Annotated in this window: 14 protein-coding genes and 1 riboswitch; of the genes, 1 reads left to right on the forward strand and 13 read right to left on the reverse strand. The window is 46.3% G+C overall.

Annotation, left to right across the window (positions count from 1 at the left end):
- Window positions 1-7 precede the first annotated feature (7 nt).
- The 8 genes from C508_RS0112325 to C508_RS0112365 form a co-directional block, all read right to left on the reverse strand.
- Complete coding sequence (locus C508_RS0112325; protein ID WP_083928088.1) at window positions 8-931, reverse strand: pilus assembly protein TadG-related protein; 924 nt, start codon at window positions 929-931, stop codon at window positions 8-10.
- Between the two features lie 9 nt (window positions 932-940).
- Window positions 941-1,333 carry a TadE/TadG family type IV pilus assembly protein gene (locus C508_RS18525; protein WP_018703872.1) on the reverse strand — a complete coding sequence of 131 codons (393 nt, stop codon included), beginning with the start codon at window positions 1,331-1,333 and terminating at the stop codon, window positions 941-943.
- Between the two features lie 219 nt (window positions 1,334-1,552).
- Window positions 1,553-1,732, reverse strand: coding sequence for a Flp family type IVb pilin (locus C508_RS18530; RefSeq protein WP_018703873.1), 180 nt, complete (start codon window positions 1,730-1,732; stop codon window positions 1,553-1,555).
- Between the two features lie 282 nt (window positions 1,733-2,014).
- Entirely contained in the window at window positions 2,015-2,983 is a 969-nt protein-coding gene (locus C508_RS0112345) for a type II secretion system F family protein (protein ID WP_018703875.1), read from the reverse strand.
- Between the two features lie 26 nt (window positions 2,984-3,009).
- The gene (locus C508_RS0112350; RefSeq protein WP_018703876.1) at window positions 3,010-4,227 is read right to left on the reverse strand and encodes a CpaE/TadZ family protein; all 1,218 of its coding nucleotides are present in this window, start codon (window positions 4,225-4,227) and stop codon (window positions 3,010-3,012) included.
- A gap of 2 nt (window positions 4,228-4,229) precedes the next feature.
- Window positions 4,230-5,456 (reverse strand): type II and III secretion system protein family protein, encoded by a 1,227-nt coding sequence (locus tag C508_RS0112355; protein WP_018703877.1) that lies wholly within the window; start codon window positions 5,454-5,456, stop codon window positions 4,230-4,232.
- Between the two features lie 16 nt (window positions 5,457-5,472).
- Complete coding sequence (gene cpaB / locus C508_RS0112360) at window positions 5,473-6,372, reverse strand: Flp pilus assembly protein CpaB (protein ID WP_018703878.1); 900 nt, start codon at window positions 6,370-6,372, stop codon at window positions 5,473-5,475.
- 126 nt (window positions 6,373-6,498) lie between these two features.
- The gene (locus tag C508_RS0112365) at window positions 6,499-6,933 is read right to left on the reverse strand and encodes a M23 family metallopeptidase (protein ID WP_018703879.1); all 435 of its coding nucleotides are present in this window, start codon (window positions 6,931-6,933) and stop codon (window positions 6,499-6,501) included.
- A 266-nt stretch (window positions 6,934-7,199) separates the two neighbouring features.
- Between C508_RS0112365 and C508_RS0112370 the strand changes: the two genes are divergently transcribed.
- The gene (locus C508_RS0112370; protein WP_156817625.1) at window positions 7,200-7,640 is read left to right on the forward strand and encodes a hypothetical protein; all 441 of its coding nucleotides are present in this window, start codon (window positions 7,200-7,202) and stop codon (window positions 7,638-7,640) included.
- Window positions 7,641-7,782: 142 nt separating this feature from the next.
- Here C508_RS0112370 and C508_RS19525 read toward each other — a convergent pair whose 3' ends face one another.
- The 5 genes from C508_RS19525 to C508_RS0112400 all read right to left on the reverse strand — a co-directional run bounded on the left by C508_RS19525 (window position 7,783) and on the right by C508_RS0112400 (window position 17,340).
- The gene (locus C508_RS19525) at window positions 7,783-11,097 is read right to left on the reverse strand and encodes an HD domain-containing phosphohydrolase (RefSeq protein WP_018703881.1); all 3,315 of its coding nucleotides are present in this window, start codon (window positions 11,095-11,097) and stop codon (window positions 7,783-7,785) included.
- A 168-nt stretch (window positions 11,098-11,265) separates the two neighbouring features.
- Window positions 11,266-11,350: riboswitch (cyclic di-GMP riboswitch) on the reverse strand.
- 208 nt (window positions 11,351-11,558) lie between these two features.
- Entirely contained in the window at window positions 11,559-12,962 is a 1,404-nt protein-coding gene (locus C508_RS0112380) for an amino acid permease (protein WP_018703882.1), read from the reverse strand.
- A gap of 123 nt (window positions 12,963-13,085) precedes the next feature.
- Window positions 13,086-14,405: a 4-aminobutyrate--2-oxoglutarate transaminase gene (gene gabT, locus C508_RS0112385; RefSeq protein ID WP_018703883.1), complete on the reverse strand. Its 1,320-nt coding sequence runs from the start codon at window positions 14,403-14,405 to the stop codon at window positions 13,086-13,088.
- Between the two features lie 230 nt (window positions 14,406-14,635).
- Window positions 14,636-15,862: a PucR family transcriptional regulator gene (locus C508_RS0112395; protein ID WP_018703884.1), complete on the reverse strand. Its 1,227-nt coding sequence runs from the start codon at window positions 15,860-15,862 to the stop codon at window positions 14,636-14,638.
- A 62-nt stretch (window positions 15,863-15,924) separates the two neighbouring features.
- Entirely contained in the window at window positions 15,925-17,340 is a 1,416-nt protein-coding gene (locus C508_RS0112400; RefSeq protein WP_018703885.1) for an aldehyde dehydrogenase family protein, read from the reverse strand.
- Window positions 17,341-17,529: the final 189 nt, after the last annotated feature.

Below are 17,529 nucleotides of genomic sequence, written 5' to 3' on the forward strand. Positions count from 1 at the left end.
TCTGTACTCAGCGAATCAGTTTGGTCGTATATACCCCCCAATCCGGGTTAGTACCCCCCTCGCCAGGCGTAACAATCTTTAAGAAGCGACCGATAACATAGTTTTCATTTCCCTGCTTGCCTGTTGCTTCTAAAAAGAACGCCGCAAAGCCGGAAACCCGCACATCAGTGCGGCCAACGACCTCAAAACTCTCCAATATGGGTACAATGATAATCCTTGGTGATCCTTCCTGCACCGTCGTATACGACACCCCCGAATCTGCATTCACGCGATAAGAAACTCCAGAGACAGTAGGACCCGCCATATTTCCGGTCTCGGTCTGAACCCAGTCGCCAATATGAATTACGCCATCATAACCCTGTTTAATATTGTCCAAATATTTGGAGGCACCCGTCCCGCCCAAAGCCAAAGCCTGGAAGTTACCGTAATAGCTACCGCCGCTGCCGTACTTCAAGGTAACCTGTGTACCAAAGGCAAGATCTCCTGTGTTCACAGCTACGCCAAAGGGAACGACCCCTGCCACCCCTGTCGCCGGTTGCAAGCCAGCGGTTGCCGTAGCTTGGACCGGCCACTGCGGTACTCCAAAAATGTGAGCAAAATATAAATCTACCATTCGTTGAACCGTCACGGTAATTTGATTGGCTACTGTCAGGTCCACCGTCACATTATCAGTGGCCCTACCATTCAATGCCGCATAGGCTCTGGCCTCGCTTTCAGCAGCCTCAGGGCTGTGCCGCAACTCTTGCGCTCCTGCTAACGCGGCCGCATCCGCTGCAGTCTGCACTTGCGCTTTATTCCAATAAAGAAAGCCTGCATCAAGAGCCAGCGCAGAAATTCCCAACAACATAAAAAGCGCCGCTGCCACCAGCACCAATGTTGTGCCGCGCGGCTCCTTCAGCAACTGTACTATCTTCCTGCCATACCACATCATTGCTCCCTCCTATTCTACCCGCATAGTTGCTGTTCCTTGCACCTCTGTTGGCGGGTTAAACGCTTGAATAATCCCGCTGATTACATGAGTCGGAATGGTAACAGTCACAGTCACTGCAGAGCCCTGCGCCCGAGGAGCAGCAGGCGTGATCACTATGGTCATTCCCTCAGGATCAGCCCCAGCAGCTGCATTGACAACCACAGCCCGCACCTGCGCATCATCATTGCTTACCGCCGCTGCCCTTGCGCCTTCTCTGGCGGCATGAGTCACCAACTGATGCTGATGCAACATAAGGCCAAATTCAGTCGTCCCCAAAAAAACAACAAGCACAAGTAGCAACGTTAACGCGGTTTCCACTAAGGCTTGTCCCTGTTGTTTGCAATACTTCCCATGTTTTTTCATAGAAAGCCCTCCCCTAGGTTCGCCTGTTTTACAGCCCATAACAATCGCGTCTTTATTTTTTCGACTTTTCTGATTATATTATATCATATTACAACAGTATCACCTATTAAAAAACCTCTCTGACCATCTGCCAGAGAGGTTTTTATATCACCAACTCAATAACAACTACCGTCTTTGTCTTGGAACTTTCATATAAATAAACATTCACCGACCCCGACCTCAACCTCCAGCTGCTGGAATTAGAGCGTTTCTAACTGCTGTGAACACTCCTTGAATCGTAAGCCCGAGCTGTCCCATGATCACAATAGCCACAATAGAGATCAGAACCAGAATCAAAGCGTATTCCACCATCGTTTGCCCTTTGTGTCCCCGCAATAATTCCATCAATTTCCGCAGCATGATCGTCCCCTCCTTTATTCAAAACAGGAAACCCGCCACTTTTTTCCTCTACCGTTCGCCTTCAAGCCTCCCTCCAAACCAATAGTAATTTTTTCATTGTTTACAACTTTTATCTTTGCGTTCACTATTATCATCTTCTAATATCATTATACTACTTTTCACAATTTTGTCAATAAGTGTCGTTTGACGATAAATAAATCCTGCTTACTGTAATTTTTCAGACATTTACGTGTGTTTGCAGTATCCATTTTGTCTATATTTGTAACTACTTTCATTTTCATATCATACTTCAATATCAATAATCTTACGAATCATTAAAACGCCTGCCCCCTGCAGAACCAGTCCCACGGCCAGCATTTTTTGTCCATAAGGATCCGTAAACAAACCGGAAATATATCCGGGATTCATCAAAAAGATGAATCCACCTAAGGCAAAGGGCAGTAAGCCCACGATCAGTCCTGACAGCCTCCCTTGAGCCGTGAGCGTCTGGATGTGACCACGCAGCCGTACCCGCTCGCGAATAGTACCAGCAATCTTATCCAGAATTTCCGCCAAATTACCTCCAATCTGTCGTTGTATCAGCATGGCAGTTACAACCAAGTCCAAATCCTCGCTAGCGACGCGCTGAGTTAAACCAGTCATAGCCGTTTCCGTCGCAACGCCCAGACTCATTTCCCGGATGACTCTGGCAAACTCTTCGCTGATCGGCGGGGCCATCTCCTTGGCCACCATGTCCATGGCCTGCATAAAGCTATAACCGGTACGTAGCGAGTTGGCAATGAGAATCAACGCATCTCCAAGCTGCGCATCAAAAGCTTTGGCCCGTTGGCGAACTTTTCGCTGCAGCACAAAATGCGGCAAAAAATAGCCGATCACACCAAAAACAACGAGCCCTGAATGCTGCCCCAGCAGCACTAACCCCAACAGAATTCCCCCTCCGGCGATAACGAGACAAAGAAGGATGAACTCACCAGGTCGTAGCAATACTCCCCCTTGGAGCAACCGTCGTTCCAGTCCCTTATTGGCTAAGCGCGTCGACTCCAACACCCCAGACAGCCAACGAAAAGAGTGACGAATCCCTTTCTCTTGATTCTCCCCTTCCGGCTCCTTGTTACGTTCGCTAGCCCGCTTCGATACATAGGTGTCTAAGCGTTCGCTAATTTCTTTGCGTTCCTGCAGCAAGAATCGCCGCAACACCCATAATACCAACAAAGTCGTCAAAAAGATCAGTAATGCAATAATAAACGCCATGTTCACACCTCCTTTACAGAGGCCCGCTATTTCTTAAACGCCCGTTTTAAGCGCGCCATAAAACCGCCTTCCACCTTCTTCGCCGGGGCTTTCACTTCTCCATACGCCAAAATTTGGGCTAATTGGAAGAATGCTTGGGCAATAGGCGTATCCGGATTCCCCACCACAAGCGGAATCCCTCGATTCACAGACCCCAAGACGTTTACGCCGTCACTGGGCAATACCATGTCGAAGCTTCGCTTCAACGTATCTTCGACTTCCACTCTCGTCATGCCGCCTTCGGAATTAGCTCGGTTTAGCAAGAGCAAGAGTTTCTCTCTTGGATAGCCTAGAGAATCCATAATTTCCAAACACATTTTGATGTTCTTTATCGTCGGCAAATCTAATGAGGACACCACGATAATCATATCGGACACATCCAAAATGTTCAGCATAAAATCCGCAAAGCTTGGCGGCGAATCCACCACCACCAAATCAAACATCCCCTTTAGTTTAGTCAGAATCTCCGCCATCTGCGCTCCTGAAATGCTTTCCGCTTCTTCCGGCCGATGCGGCGCCGCCAAGACGCTCAGTCGGGAACTATAGGGAGTCAGATAGCTGCGGATTACACCTTCGTCCATTTGGTCTAAATCCTTAATCAAATCTGCAATGGTCGCTTGGGGCATCAAGTTTAAAAACAACGCCGCATCGCCAAATTGCAAATAACCATCTACCAATACCGTAGAGCACCCGGTATGCTCCGCCAGAGCAACGGAAAGATTCGTAGCAATCAGCGTCTTGCCAATACCGCCCTTGGTACTGAAGACCGTAATAATCCGTCCTTCCCGTCTTCCTTTCGACGGCATCTGCAGCAATCTCCGACGCCGTCGTTCCAGATCCGCCACCTGCTTAATCGCCGAAATGACTTCCTCACTGCTGAATGGTTTGATGAGATAGTTTTTGGCTCCGGCGATCATCGCGCGTCGCAAATGCTCCTGATCCCCTTGCACGCTCATAATAATGATACTGACATTAGGAGCTTGATCCTGCATAACCTCCGCCGCTTCAATGCCATTCATTCCCGGCATATTCACGTCCATGAGGACGATATCCGGCTGTAATGCCGCAGCCTGCGCCAATCCTTCTTGGGCCGTATTCGCTTTGCCCACTAACGCAATTTCTTCATGGTAACTTAACAGCTCTGTAATGTTACGCAGTGTGTCTTCGTTATCATCAACTAGCAGCACCCTTATCTTTTCTGTCATTTTTATCCCCCCCCCCATGGATCTTCCTTCAACAACTCTTTCATTTCCTGTGTCGTCGACGGTTGATACTCTTCAGGGTTCACCAGGGTCGGAGTAACCAAAATTACCAATTCCGTTTCACCGCTATTAAAAGAGGTACTCCGGAAGAGGCTGCCAATAATGGGCAGATCGCCCAAGAAAGGAAGTTTGGTAATATCTTTAGTAACTTCTCGGTTAATTAAACCGCCTAATGCCATCGTCTGCCCCGAAGAAAGAGCCAGCACAGTTTCCGCTTTATTCATTTTGAGCGGTGGAATATCCAAGTTTGTTCCAATCTTAATACGATGGGTGCTGTTCCATTCCATGGAACTTACTTCTGACTTGATACGACTTTGGATCAGGCCATCGGAATTAACCTGGGGCTCAATATCCAATTTAATACCATACTCTTTCCACTCGACAGAAATCTGCCCATTTTGGTTACTCACGGGAATGGGTATTTGCCCGCCTACCATAATATTCGCTTTATCACCACTTAAGGTAATTACATTTGGTCGCGAAAGAATCTTAGCGTCCCCTTTTTGTACTAATGCCAAAACCTGAGCATTGATGTTTTGATAAGTTCCAAAATTACCAAACACTCTACTAGAAGCATAGCTGTTGGTCTGACTTTGCCCTGCTTGGAAGCTGCCTGGATTTACAATGCCGCCATTGAGATTGCCCCAGGTAACTCCCAAATTATTGACCTTACTGCGGTCAATTTCCAGGATCATCGTTTCCAGCTTCACCTGGATTGGATGAACAATTTCTAATAAATTGACCACTTTCTCAGCATATGCCCCTGCTACTTTTTCCGCCCGCTGCTTTTGGTATTGGCTGTTAACTTTTCCTTCCAACACAATAGTTTTATTAATTTTGTTGACTCGAATGCCGTCCGCTCCTACTAACGCCTGCACCTCTACTGCTGCCCCTGGATCGTTAGAGGAAACCTCTACATCATAAGTACTAAGACCATTATCTGCCCATACCTGCAAAGTCGTTTTCCCTGTGCTTTTGCCTACCAGCAAAAATTCATAACTCGATACTACCATCACGTCCGCAATTTCCGGATTGGCAATCGCTACGCGCGTAAGGCCGGACATCTCTATCACTTTCGATTGGTTAATCCCTACTGACAAGGAGGCCGCCGACGCTGAAGACGCAAAAGCCAGAACCATAATGACTGCTATGATATAAATCCATCGTTTCATCTGCTTCCCTCCATCCTCAATTTACAGCTACCGACTCCGTTTTGGTGCCGCGGATTACCATTACGCCACCCGCACCGCCGCTGCTACTTCCTCCTGGCACGCCCATTGCCGGAGGCAACACCGGCGGAGCTGCTGTCGGAAAAATGGAAGGCGCATTCGGAGAACTTTCTTTAGCTGTCGGGGCCGCATGAGACCCTACTAAATCTCTAGGCGTCATTACTTGCGCTACTACTTGCTCCGGCATGGCCAGATAGGGTCGAAGCACCAACGATACTTTTCCTTTATCTTGCGCCAAAAAAAGCTTAGGCGCATCTTCGGGGTCCACTGCCACAGTCACTGTCGCCGTTTTGCTTGCTTCCTTCGTTACCGTTTTATCTCCCGAATCTAGGCCGGTTTCCCGATTCACCGCTAGAACCAACAGCTTCTGTAGCAGCATCCTGCTGGCATTCTCACCAACACTGCCTGAATCAAAACTTACAAGAGCATCCACATAGTCACCGACTTTAATCAAACCGCCGACACTGTTGGCTTCCGTAACCGCCAGCGCCATCGCCCGCTTGTTCTGAGGGATAATACCAGTAAAACCTACTCCCTTCATGTCCAGAAGCAGCCGACGTTCTGTTATCTGCTCCCCAGCGCCAATGCTGTCCTTGGCCACCACTCCCACCAAGGAAGATAAGGAAGTGATAGCACCTGGCTGCGCGTATTTCCCAGGGACTTTTTCTTCTTTCAACATTTCCGCCGTCAGGCGCATTTTGGGTATAATATCGCTTTTCGCTACCACTACCGTTTGCAGTTCTCCTTCGTTTTTTAGAGCGCTAGCTCCTTTTAAGTACTGATAGGCCAAGGTTGCCGTCACTAAACTAATTGCCAACGCCACAAGCAGTAATTTCCGATTGGTCATGGTTACTTTCACGAATCATCCCCCCCATCTCGCATTCCAAAACGTTTTATTAATACCTATTCACTAGCGCAATTATAATTCCTGCTATATTTACTGATTATATTAAATTTTCAGTTTTTAATTAAGAATAGTTTGCTCCTATTGTCCAATTACACTCAACGGATCGATCCATTGGCTTCCCTGCCAAATGCTTAAATGCAAATGCGGCCCCGTTGAATACCCGCTGTTCCCTACATACCCTACTAATGTTCCCGCTCCTATATACGCTCCCTCATTCACCGCAAGCCGGCTTAAATGGGCATAAAGCGTATACACTTCATTAGCATGAGCTACGACTATACAATTACCATAACCACTCCATTGATTCGCATAAATAACCTGCCCATCCCATAAGGTTCCAATCGGCGTACCATAATCCAAAGCTAAATCCACGCCATTATGAAACTGCCATGTACCACTAATCGGGTGTATGCGCATACCGAACGGAGATGTCACCGTATATGCAGCACAAATTCCTGTTTGCCAAACGGTTAAACATCCTACTAAAACGAGAATTCCGAGCAACCTCTTCATGCCATCGCCTCCTTTTACAACCTCCTTACAACATTACATAGTTATCATTTTATGTTTTATTTCAACAAAACTTTGCCTATTCCTTTAGGAGAAAGCCGAATTCACTAAATATTGTCAAAAAAATCTTTCTTCTTGTCTTCCTGCTTTTTAGAAAGTATTCTCGTTAGACTCATTTCCCAATTTATCAAAAAAGCGTTGAAACATTCCTTGTTTTGCGTCTACAATATAGTAAGATCAGCAATTAGGAGGACTCGCCAATGCTACTCATGCATTTAAAAAAACTTTGCCTTTTCCTTTTTCTCGGCTTACTATGTTTCAGTTTTTCCGGAGTCGCTCTGGCTGGCGCTCCTCAAGCCGCACCACAGCAAGATTACTTTAAAACATTTATGCAGCGCACAGAGGAAACCCTAAAAGTGCTGGTTGCGCAAGGAACCATAACCAATCAGCAAAAAGGGAAAATCATTGATATGTATAAGAAAAAAGATGCAGATCGCCGTGAAGAATATAAAAAGGCAAAAAAAATGACGCCTGCCGAACGCGAAGCGGCTTCTAAAAGCAAGCTAAAGACAGCTCGTACTCACAATACAGTGAGTGATCTGATTACCGGGGCTGGCCTTAGTGAAACGCAAGCGAAAATAGTGGCTAAGGAATTATATCCTCAGCACCGTCTCGCAGGCTCTGCTGATGCAAAAAAAACTACACAATAAAAGTTTTCTCATCGTATCTTACCGCCTCATCCCCCACTTTTAGCACGCACACACCTCCCTTTAACACGACGCATGATGAAGAAAAAACCGTTCCCGGCGGAACGGTTTTTTCTTCATGCCAGATATGGCTTATTATACGTTTTTAACAATCACAGTCGTTGTTTGCTAGCAATGCCAAAAACGAATCAACCAGTTTCGGTTCAAATTGCGAACCGCTGCAACGAAGCAATTCTTCAATAGCGTCCTTCTTTGTCATTGCTTTTCGATAAGGCCGATCACTAGTCATAGCGTCATAAGCATCCACAATACTCAATATCCGACACTGCAAAGGAATTTCTTCGCCCGCTAGACCCAATGGGTATCCTGAACCATCCCAGTTTTCATGATGTTTTAAAATCCAATCTGAAATCGGCTCCAAATCAATGGAAGCTTTTGCAATACGAAAACCAATTTCGCAGTGTTGTCGCATAATCTTCATTTCATCCGGCGTCAGCCTTCCCGGTTTCTTCAAAATGCTGTCGGGAATCCCCACCTTGCCCATATCATGAAATTTGGCAAACAAACGCAAATCGGCAACCGCACTGCTAGGCAAGCCAAGACAGCGCCCCATTTCCTCCAGCATAACACTCAAACGGTCCGCATGGCCTTCTGTAATATGATCGCGTTCTTCTAACGCCTTCATTAATGTCTGAACGATCGAATGTCGCACACTATGACTTTGGTGTATTTTTTGACGGTACATATAGGAATCTGCCAACTTTAAGGCCTGTTCCGCTTCAGAGGAATACTCCGCAATTTTCCACCCCATCGACAAGCTCACCGGCAATTGCAAGTACGTCTCATTATAGTCTTGCAAGCGTTTTTGATAGGTTTTCTCTAATTCTTCCATGCTAGTTGGCGAAGTATCAAAGCAAACTACTACAAACTCATCTCCGCCAACTCTGGCAACATAATCTGGAAATGACAATTCTTCTTCTAACAACGCGGCTACTCGTTTTAACAACAAATCGCCTTGCGCATGCCCTAACGTGTCATTGATCAATTTAAGGCCATCCACATCGCAAACTAAAATACCAATATTTCGTTTCTCTTCTGTTTTCATTTTTCCGAGGTCCGCTTCAAAAAATGATCGATTATACACACCGGTCATACTATCGCGCTGCATCAGATACTGTGCGTGCTCTTCCGCTTCACGTCTCGCAGTGATATCGCGAAGGGCAGCCAAGCAACACGTCTTATTTTCAAATTCCACGGTCGTTGCACTAACTTCTAAAATTAGCCGTTTACCGTTTCGAGCCTGAAACTCTTTTTCATAAATTGGATACGCCCCCTCTGCAACAACGGTTCGAATCACTTGCAAGGTTTTCTCTTGCTGTACCCCTTGTACCAGTACCTCTAAACCGTTCTCTTGCAGCTCTTGTTGTGAACATTGAAAAAGTTCTTCAACCCTTCGATTTGCTCTCAGTATGGCGCCGTTTTCACCATCAAAGACGATCAAACCATCCCCTGCCGCTTCAAAAATATCCACCGCTTGTTTTTGGCTGATTGCTAAGGCTTTCATGGTTTGCGCATTATCAACGGCAATGGCTGCCAGCTCCGCAAACGGAATCAGCGTATTCATTTCTTTTTCCCCAAAAACACGATTCTCCTCCGTAAAGGCAATACCAATAACGCCGAGGATACGGTCTTCCTTCTTCATGGGCACCATGGCAAAGCAACAAACTTCCGCCAACGAAGGATGCGTATTCCTTTTCGGCCACTCTTTATAATTGTTCACAATACAAGCTTCTTTTGTGCGAAGTACTTCGCCAATAATTCCAGATGTTAAGGAAAGCTTGATTCCAAAATGCTCCTTTTGAGCAAACAACCCGACTCCGCCTAGTCCTACGATAAGCTGTTTCGTTTCGTCCAGCAGCCCTACGGTTCCATGTACAGAGCCAGTACTCCTTGTGGCCCAGGAAATAATAATCGCTAGCAAGCTATCCACATCTTTTTGAGCCAACAATTGGGAAGATACTTCACTTAACGCTTTCAACAACGCATTATGCGAAAGCAGATCATGATTCACCTGCGCCGTTTTTTGATATTGCTCGCGCAGTTCTTCCTCCGTTGCAAGCAACTCTTCATGGGTGGCGCTTAACTGCTCGTAATGTTCCTGCAGTTTTTGTTTTGCTTGGACCCGCTCCGTAATATCAAAGGCGGCGCCTACAACAGCCCATACTGAGCCACTTTCATTTTTCAAAGGGATTAGCTGGTGGCTCCACCAGCGAGCTTGAAACAAGAATTCTCCTATAACCGTTTCCCCTAGCAGCGCACGTTGCACTTGATTCACAAGCTCTGGATGATTTTTATAAACCGCAAAAGCCGATGCGCCCACTTCACGACGAGTTCCCTGGGAGCCGTCGTTTTGCAAGCCTTCCCCCTCAGAAAGAGTAAAGCTCCCGTAGCTATCTAATGCATAAAACACGATGGGCGTATGTGCGATAAATGTACGGAGCCATAGCTCTTCTTTATGTTGTTTACGAAGACTAGATAACATATAGCTAGCTGCCAAAACAATGCCCAGGCTAAGCATAGACGCCGCCAGCAAAGATATGGTTCTATGTTGGTAGTATAAGTTCAATACGTCTTGCGAAGTCCCTACTTGAATAACAAGGGGATAGTCTTGCATCTTTCTATAGCTTTCGACCAACGTCTCCTTCGTTTGTGTTGCCAGAAAATCTCCATAGCTTTTAGTTATAATATCTTCTTGTTCTTCCAATTGTTGAAAAACGGGATCCTGACTTAGGTTATTACCAATTTCACTTTCACGGCCACTAGCCCGCACAACACCATCTAATCCGATAAAGCGAATCGTATAGTTCCGAGAAAAATTCATTTCCTGATAAAAAGAAGAAAAATACTCTGGTTTCATTGCAATAATGGCCACGCCAGCAAATTGTCCATCTGGATAGGCCAAGCGCTTCGTTAAATGAATACTAAGCCGTTGAGATGTTTTTCCTTTGTACGGCTTTCCAATATATAGTTCATCACGACCACTTTCGGTATGGTACAAAAAATGAGGAACATCCGCGATATTAATTCCTTGGCCTTCACCAATCGTATTTAAGACAAAATCCCCTTTATTATCTACTATACCGGCTGCTAATATAGGATCCAAACGAATTTGCCGAAAAAGTCTTTCCAGCCCTGGAGTCCTGGTATAGGTTTGCTCATATTCGTCTCTCATATGATTTAAGTAAAATTCATTTGTATTCAGCACACGACGAACATGCTCTTCAAAAGCCATCCCCATACGCTCGCAATCATGCTTGGCTTCTTCCATCACGGTTCGATGTTCAAAATAAAGCAAGCTCAACGTACTCGTCCACACAATGATAAGCAAACACGCAGAGCCAAATAAAAGAAAGCGTTTTAGAAATTGCCAATTTCGCAAAAATCCTTTTTTGTGCTGCAAGTATAAACCTCCTAGACTTCCTATTTATTAACCCTAGCTTGATTTTTCACAGGTCTCATGACATGGCCTCGACGCCTGTTACGCGATTATTTTACCGGCTTATTGGTTCAACTTTTTCTATAAAAAAATACCGGCCAAAATTGGGCCGGTATTTTTATGGCTATATGCCCCGGCAACTTGGCAATCATAGACAATCGTCCTTAGACCCATAGCTTTGCGTCCTTACCTTTCGGCAAGTTTGCTTTTTACAATTTTATTAGAAATCATTACATGACTAGAATCATTATATTGTAAATTTAGTCTAACTTCCTAGGCAACTATAGTCAATTACATTTTATTACAATTTCTAAGTCTAACTTATCTTTAAACATGGCCCTTCGTCTTAATGCCGCATAAAAAATAGCGTATCAGTAAAAGCTGATACGCTATAAAGTCTAACTTATTGGGGTCATATCATCTTTTCAATTAACCTGGCAACGTTCTTCCACTACGGCGACCGCTTTATTGCGGCTCTTCAAGACTTGATATGCCAAGAATAAGCCTCCATACCAGAAGGGCGCCACGTAAAGGCCCACTAAATTATCCGGATCATAACTCATCCCTAATACAACAGCCCCCAAGAAAAGCAACACGCCGTAATTTGCGTACGGAAAAAGAGGCATCTTATACTGCAACCGACTAAATTGCTCTTCGCTTAGTCCTTTGCGCCATTTTAAGTGAATACACATAATAAGAGCCCAAGTCCAAATACATCCAGTGACCGTACACGCCGACATAAAATAGAACACCGTATCTGGATAGGAAAAGTTTAAATATACGCCAACTAGACAAGCGGCGCTGGAAAATAAAATCCCATTGGCAGGAACTTGATGCTTGGAAAGAGTTCCCAAAAACCGGGGAGCTTCTCCCCGTAGAGATAACCCATAAAGCATCCGCCCGCACACATAGATACAGCTGTTCAGACAGGACGCCGCCGAGGAAAGAATAACAAAGTTCATAACTCCTGCCGCATAGGGAATTCCCATGCGTTCAAAGATAATCACAAACGGGCTTACCCCTTTAGGCAATGTATCCCAGGGACAAATGGAAAGAATAACCGTCATCGTACCAACATAGAAAATGAGGATACGCCAGAACACTTTATCAATGGCTGATTTCAAAGAATGCTTCGGATCTTCCGCTTCTCCTGCTGTAATACCAATCATTTCAACACCAGCATAGGCGAAAACTACCATAACCAAGGCCATGGCAACGCCTTTCAGGCCAAACGGCATGAAGCCTCCATGCGCCCATAAGTTTGAAAAGCCAATCGCCTCGCCGCCATTTCCGATGCCAAACAAAATCATAGCGGATCCTAAGAAAATCATCCCTATGATAGTAACCACTTTAATTAGAGCAAACCAAAATTCAAACTCTCCGTAATATTTGACGGCGGCCAAATTCACCGCTGCAATCACCCCTAAGCAAACCAGCGCCGCCAACCATTGCGGCGTATCAACAAACCAGTATCGCGCGTAAATACCTACAGCGGCAATTTCGCACATTGCCAAAACTACCCACTGATACCAATAAGTCCAACCGGTAATAAAAGAAACCGTAGGTCCGAAAAAAGTTTTAGCATATCCAGAAAAGGAAGCGGACACAGGATGTTCCACCGTGACTTCTCCCAAGGCCCTTAGCACAAAGTACATAACGACGCCGCCCAGAGCATACGCCAGCGTCAACGCCGGCCCCGCCATCTTGCTGGCGGAAGCGGAACCCATAAACAAAGCCACGCCAATAACCCCGCCAATGGCAATCAATTGAATATGTCGATTTTTTAAGTCTTTCTTTAGATTTTCCTTGGCAAACTCTCGTTTTTCCATGTACAGCCCCCCCTCTTAAAAACCACAACATAACATTTACACGCTGATTTATATAAAAAACGCCTGCAACACCTAGTTAGGTGATGCAGGCGTCTTTGCCCAAGTGTGCCTACCTTCGCAAAATCAGCATGTAGCTGCCGCTTTTTGAATGTTTCTCTCCAAAATTCCAAGGCCTTGATCCAATTGAGCATCTGTAACCACCAACGGAATCAGCAAGCGAATCACATTTCCGTAAATACCGGCTCCAATCACCAAGAGACCGTCTTCTAAACACAGCTTGATGACGCTAGCCGCCATTTCCTTAGCAGGCTCTTTCGTCTTCCGATCTTTTACCAGCTCAATGCCAATCATGGCCCCTAAGCCCCGCACATCGCCGATCGCCGCGCACCGTTCCTGCAGATTTTGCAAACGTTTCATGGTTACATCGCCAATATGCTGCGCCCTCTGACATAGATGATTGTCTTCCATATAGCGAATCGTTTCCAAACCAGCAACGCAGGACAGAGGATTGCCGCCATAGGTACCGCCAATTCCACCGGCTCCAGGCGCATCCATTACCTCCGCCTTGCCAGTAACAGCACTCAACGGCATGCCGGCAGCAATTGATTTCGCCGTAGTCATGATATCCGGTTCTACGCCCCAATGTTCGATAGCAAACATCTTTCCAGAACGTGCAAAGCCAGTCTGAATCTCATCGGCAATAAAAAGGGTATCGTTTTTCTCACAAATCGCTTTCAGGCCGGAGAAATACTCTTGAGGCGGAACAATGAACCCGCCCTCGCCTTGAATGGGTTCGGCAATAACCGCCGCAATCTGATCAGAAGCCGCCTCAGCTGCAAAGAAGCGATCAAAATGCTCTAAACAGTGCATGCCGCATCCTGGATAGGTTGATTGGAATTGGCATCGATAACAGTACGCCGAGGGAACTTTATACGTATCGGAAGGAAACGGGCCAAATCCATGCTTATAGGGCTTCACCTTGCTGGTAAGCGCCATGGCCAACAGCGTCCGTCCATGAAAACCGCATTCCAGCGATACAATCCCGGTCTTCTTGGTAGCTTGACGCGCAATCTTCACCGCATTTTCAACCGCTTCTGCGCCGCTGTTGGCAAACATCGTTTTCTTAGGCTGCTTTCCAGGTACAATTTGATTCATTTTTTCCGCTAACGCCACATAGGGTTCATACATGGCGATGGCAAAAAAGGAATGCAATAGTTTATCTGCTTGTTTTTTAACGGCTTCCACTACCGGCTTCGGACAGTGGCCGGCGTTTAACACGCCGACACCTGCATAGAAATCCAGATACTCTCGCCCTTCCACATCTGTAATTACGGCCCCGCTAGCCTTTTCCACAAAAATAGATGTCGAGTTAGCAATACCGCTGGCAACAGCCGCTTGCTTCCGTTTTAAAAGAGCCTCTGTTTTTGTTTCTGTTGCAATCATCTTTACCCCTCCTCACAAGAACAAAAGCCGGAACTATATCCTCAAGATATAATTCCGGCTTCATCGCCTTGCTTCTTTACTAGCGCTTGCTGAGCTTTCAAGCTTCTCAAAAACTCCGCCATCTAGTTCCTTGTTCTGGTTTTATTGTAGCAAAGGAATTCGCCGACAACCATGTGCTAACCTCACAATAAAACCGCCGCTTTATAGGAAACATGCACAACGCAAGTCCGTTACACTCCTTCGTGCAGGCGATTATGCTTTAACTGCCGCCCCACAATGACTCCCAACTGCAAAGTCAGACGATCATACGGGTCACTCATGGACTTTCCTGTTGCTTCTTCCACTTTTTTCAGCCGATAATCCAGCGTATTGCGATGTAAAAAAAGCCGTTTCGCCGTACGAACGACATTGCCGTTTTCTTCAAAATAGGCAAAAAGGCTGCCCGCTAAATCCATTTTATAAATTCGATCATATTCGTTCAAAGGACCGATAACTTCTTGATAATATTCCTCTAGCTTCTCCGGTTCAAGTTCCAGCAGCAATTTGTACAAACCAAGTTGCTCATATGCATAAACCGGCCTTGTAGCCGCTGTTGATTCCGCCAGCCAGAGCAGCTTACACGCTTGGCGATAGCTGCAATGCACCATTTCTAACTTTTCAACCCCGCTGCCCAAGGAAGCGACAATATCCAATTTAGGGTATCTCCCATTCAACTTGCGCACAAGTTCTTGCACTAAATCCGTATTTTTCTGTGCAAACTGCCTTTCCCACGGAAGTAGGATGACAATCGCATTCATCCACCAGGTCAGTAAAACTTTTCGGTGTTGCAACGAAAAGAAATCGCGCACATATTGTTCCATCCTTGTTTTCAGCAATACCAAATCCGCTTCTTCCTGCAATTCCGATTCGGCAGCATATAAAGATAAGTCAGCTGGCTGAATGACCACCGCCTGCAGCGGTTTGGACAAATCATAGCCGTACGTATCCGCCCGCCTCACCAGCATCTCTTTATCCGATGCTTTCTGCAGCAATAGCTGCTCAAAAAAATCGCTGACCGAACGTTGCTCCGTTTGTCTCAGAACAATATAGCTGCTTGCCTCTTGCATCACTTCAACCAACTTCACTTCCCAAGGAAGCTCCAACACCGGAAACGCCGCTTGGTCTGCTAAGTCTAATACTTCTTGGGGAATTTCAGTAATGTACGGACCCACGTTAATGATAAGCCCTGCTAGTTGTTTTTGAATGACTCCTTGTACAAGAAGCGTTAGTTTCTGCAGATCTCCTTGCAAGCCCATACCCGTAATAATCAACAATTCCCCGCCTTGCACCCAGGGAAGAACATCCGGCAAATCAAGAAAGTGCACCCACCTTACCAGCCGATCCTGCCCGGTCATACCGGCAACGACTTTCCCCTTTGCCAAATTCGGCAAAGCGGCCAACTCACGAAAGCTAACCATTTCGCACCTCCTTATTAACAGGGAAAGAACTCCCTTCCGCTTAAGAATGGAGTTACCGCTCATTACATATTAAACACTACTAATTTTTCTTCTGTCATTTCCCGTACAGCGTACTGCGGACCTTCCCGACCAATGCCGCTTTCTTTTACGCCTCCATAGGGCATGTTGTCCGTCCGGAAGGTAGCTCCGTCGTTGATAATTACCCCGCCCACATGGAGCGCTTCTATGCAAAAATTAGCTGTTTCAATGGATTGGGTAAAGACGCCTGCCTGCAAACCATATACGGAATCGTTTACTTGCTTGACCGCCTCCGCAATGGTGTCATACGGAATAATAGAGACAATCGGCGCAAAGGTTTCTTGACAGACCACCTTCATGTTCGGACTCACTTGCGTCAAAATCGTGGGTTCATACCAAGCCTTGTCTCTCTTTCCTCCAGTAAGAACCCGCGCACCTTCAGCTACCGCCTCTTGTACCCAAGCTTCAGCTCGCTGCGCTTCTTGCTCGTGAATCATCGGGCCAATGTCTGTTTCATTTTCTTTAGGATTGCCAACCTTCAAGGTTTTAGTAAAAGTAACGGCGGCATTGCAAAATTCCTGGAATATATTGCGATGCACATAGACGCGCTGGCACGAAATACAAACCTGCCCCGCATTGGCAAAAGCGTGACGCATGCAAAGCTCCGCCACAGACGCTACTTGAGCATCTTCATGGACAATGTTGGCGGAATTAGATCCAAGCTCCAAGGATACGCGCCGAAAGCCAGCCTTTGCCAAGAGTGTTTTCCCAACGGCGGGACTTCCTGTAAAGCTATAAAACCCGATACGGGGCTCTTGCGTCAGCCATTCCCCCAGCCGTGCGCCAGAGCCAGTCAACATGTTTAAATACCCCGCCGGCAGGCCTGCTTCTTCGAACACCTTGCACAGCCACATGGCTGTGAGCGGCGTAGCGGTCGCCGGCTTGTAGATAACAGCGTTTCCAGCCGCCAGAGCAGGCCCCAGCTTATGACAAGCTAAATTCAATGGAAAATTAAACGGCGTAATCGCACACACGATTCCAACCGGAACTCTTTTCGTAAAAGCAATTCGTTTACCGCAATTAGGCGCACCTGCTAACGGGACCATTTCCCCGGTCATGCGTTTGGCTTCTTCCGCAGACAAAATTAATGTTTGTCTTGCACGCCCCACTTCCCCCAACGCCTCTTTCATCGGCTTACCAACCTCTATACAAAGATCTGCCGCAATTTTTTGCGCATCGCGCTCTAAAATTCGGCTAGCCTCCATTATAATTTCATACCGTTGATAGGGTTCAATTGGCGTAAGAAGCGCTTTTTCCGATGCTTCTACCGCCTGAAAAACATGCTCCTCTTCGGCAACAGAAATCGTCGCGACGGTTTCCCCTGTCGCTTTGTCAACCACCGGGTTGCTCTCTTTCGTCACACGCCATTTTCCATCAATCCACAAACCATACGCTTTCATTATGCACCCTCCTCTAATCCGTATTACGAATTGCACATCGAACAAAAAAATAAAACTGCCCATTGGAACATAAAATGCACCAAGCAGGCAGTCTTCTTCGACCAAGGCTTCTCTATAAACAGAATACCAGAGAATCGAACATCCAACAATAGCATTTCATTGTATTGTTGCACAATCAATACCCCGTTC

This window comes from Anaeromusa acidaminophila DSM 3853, assembly GCF_000374545.1.
GTDB classification, from domain to species: Bacteria; Bacillota; Negativicutes; order Anaeromusales; family Anaeromusaceae; genus Anaeromusa; species Anaeromusa acidaminophila.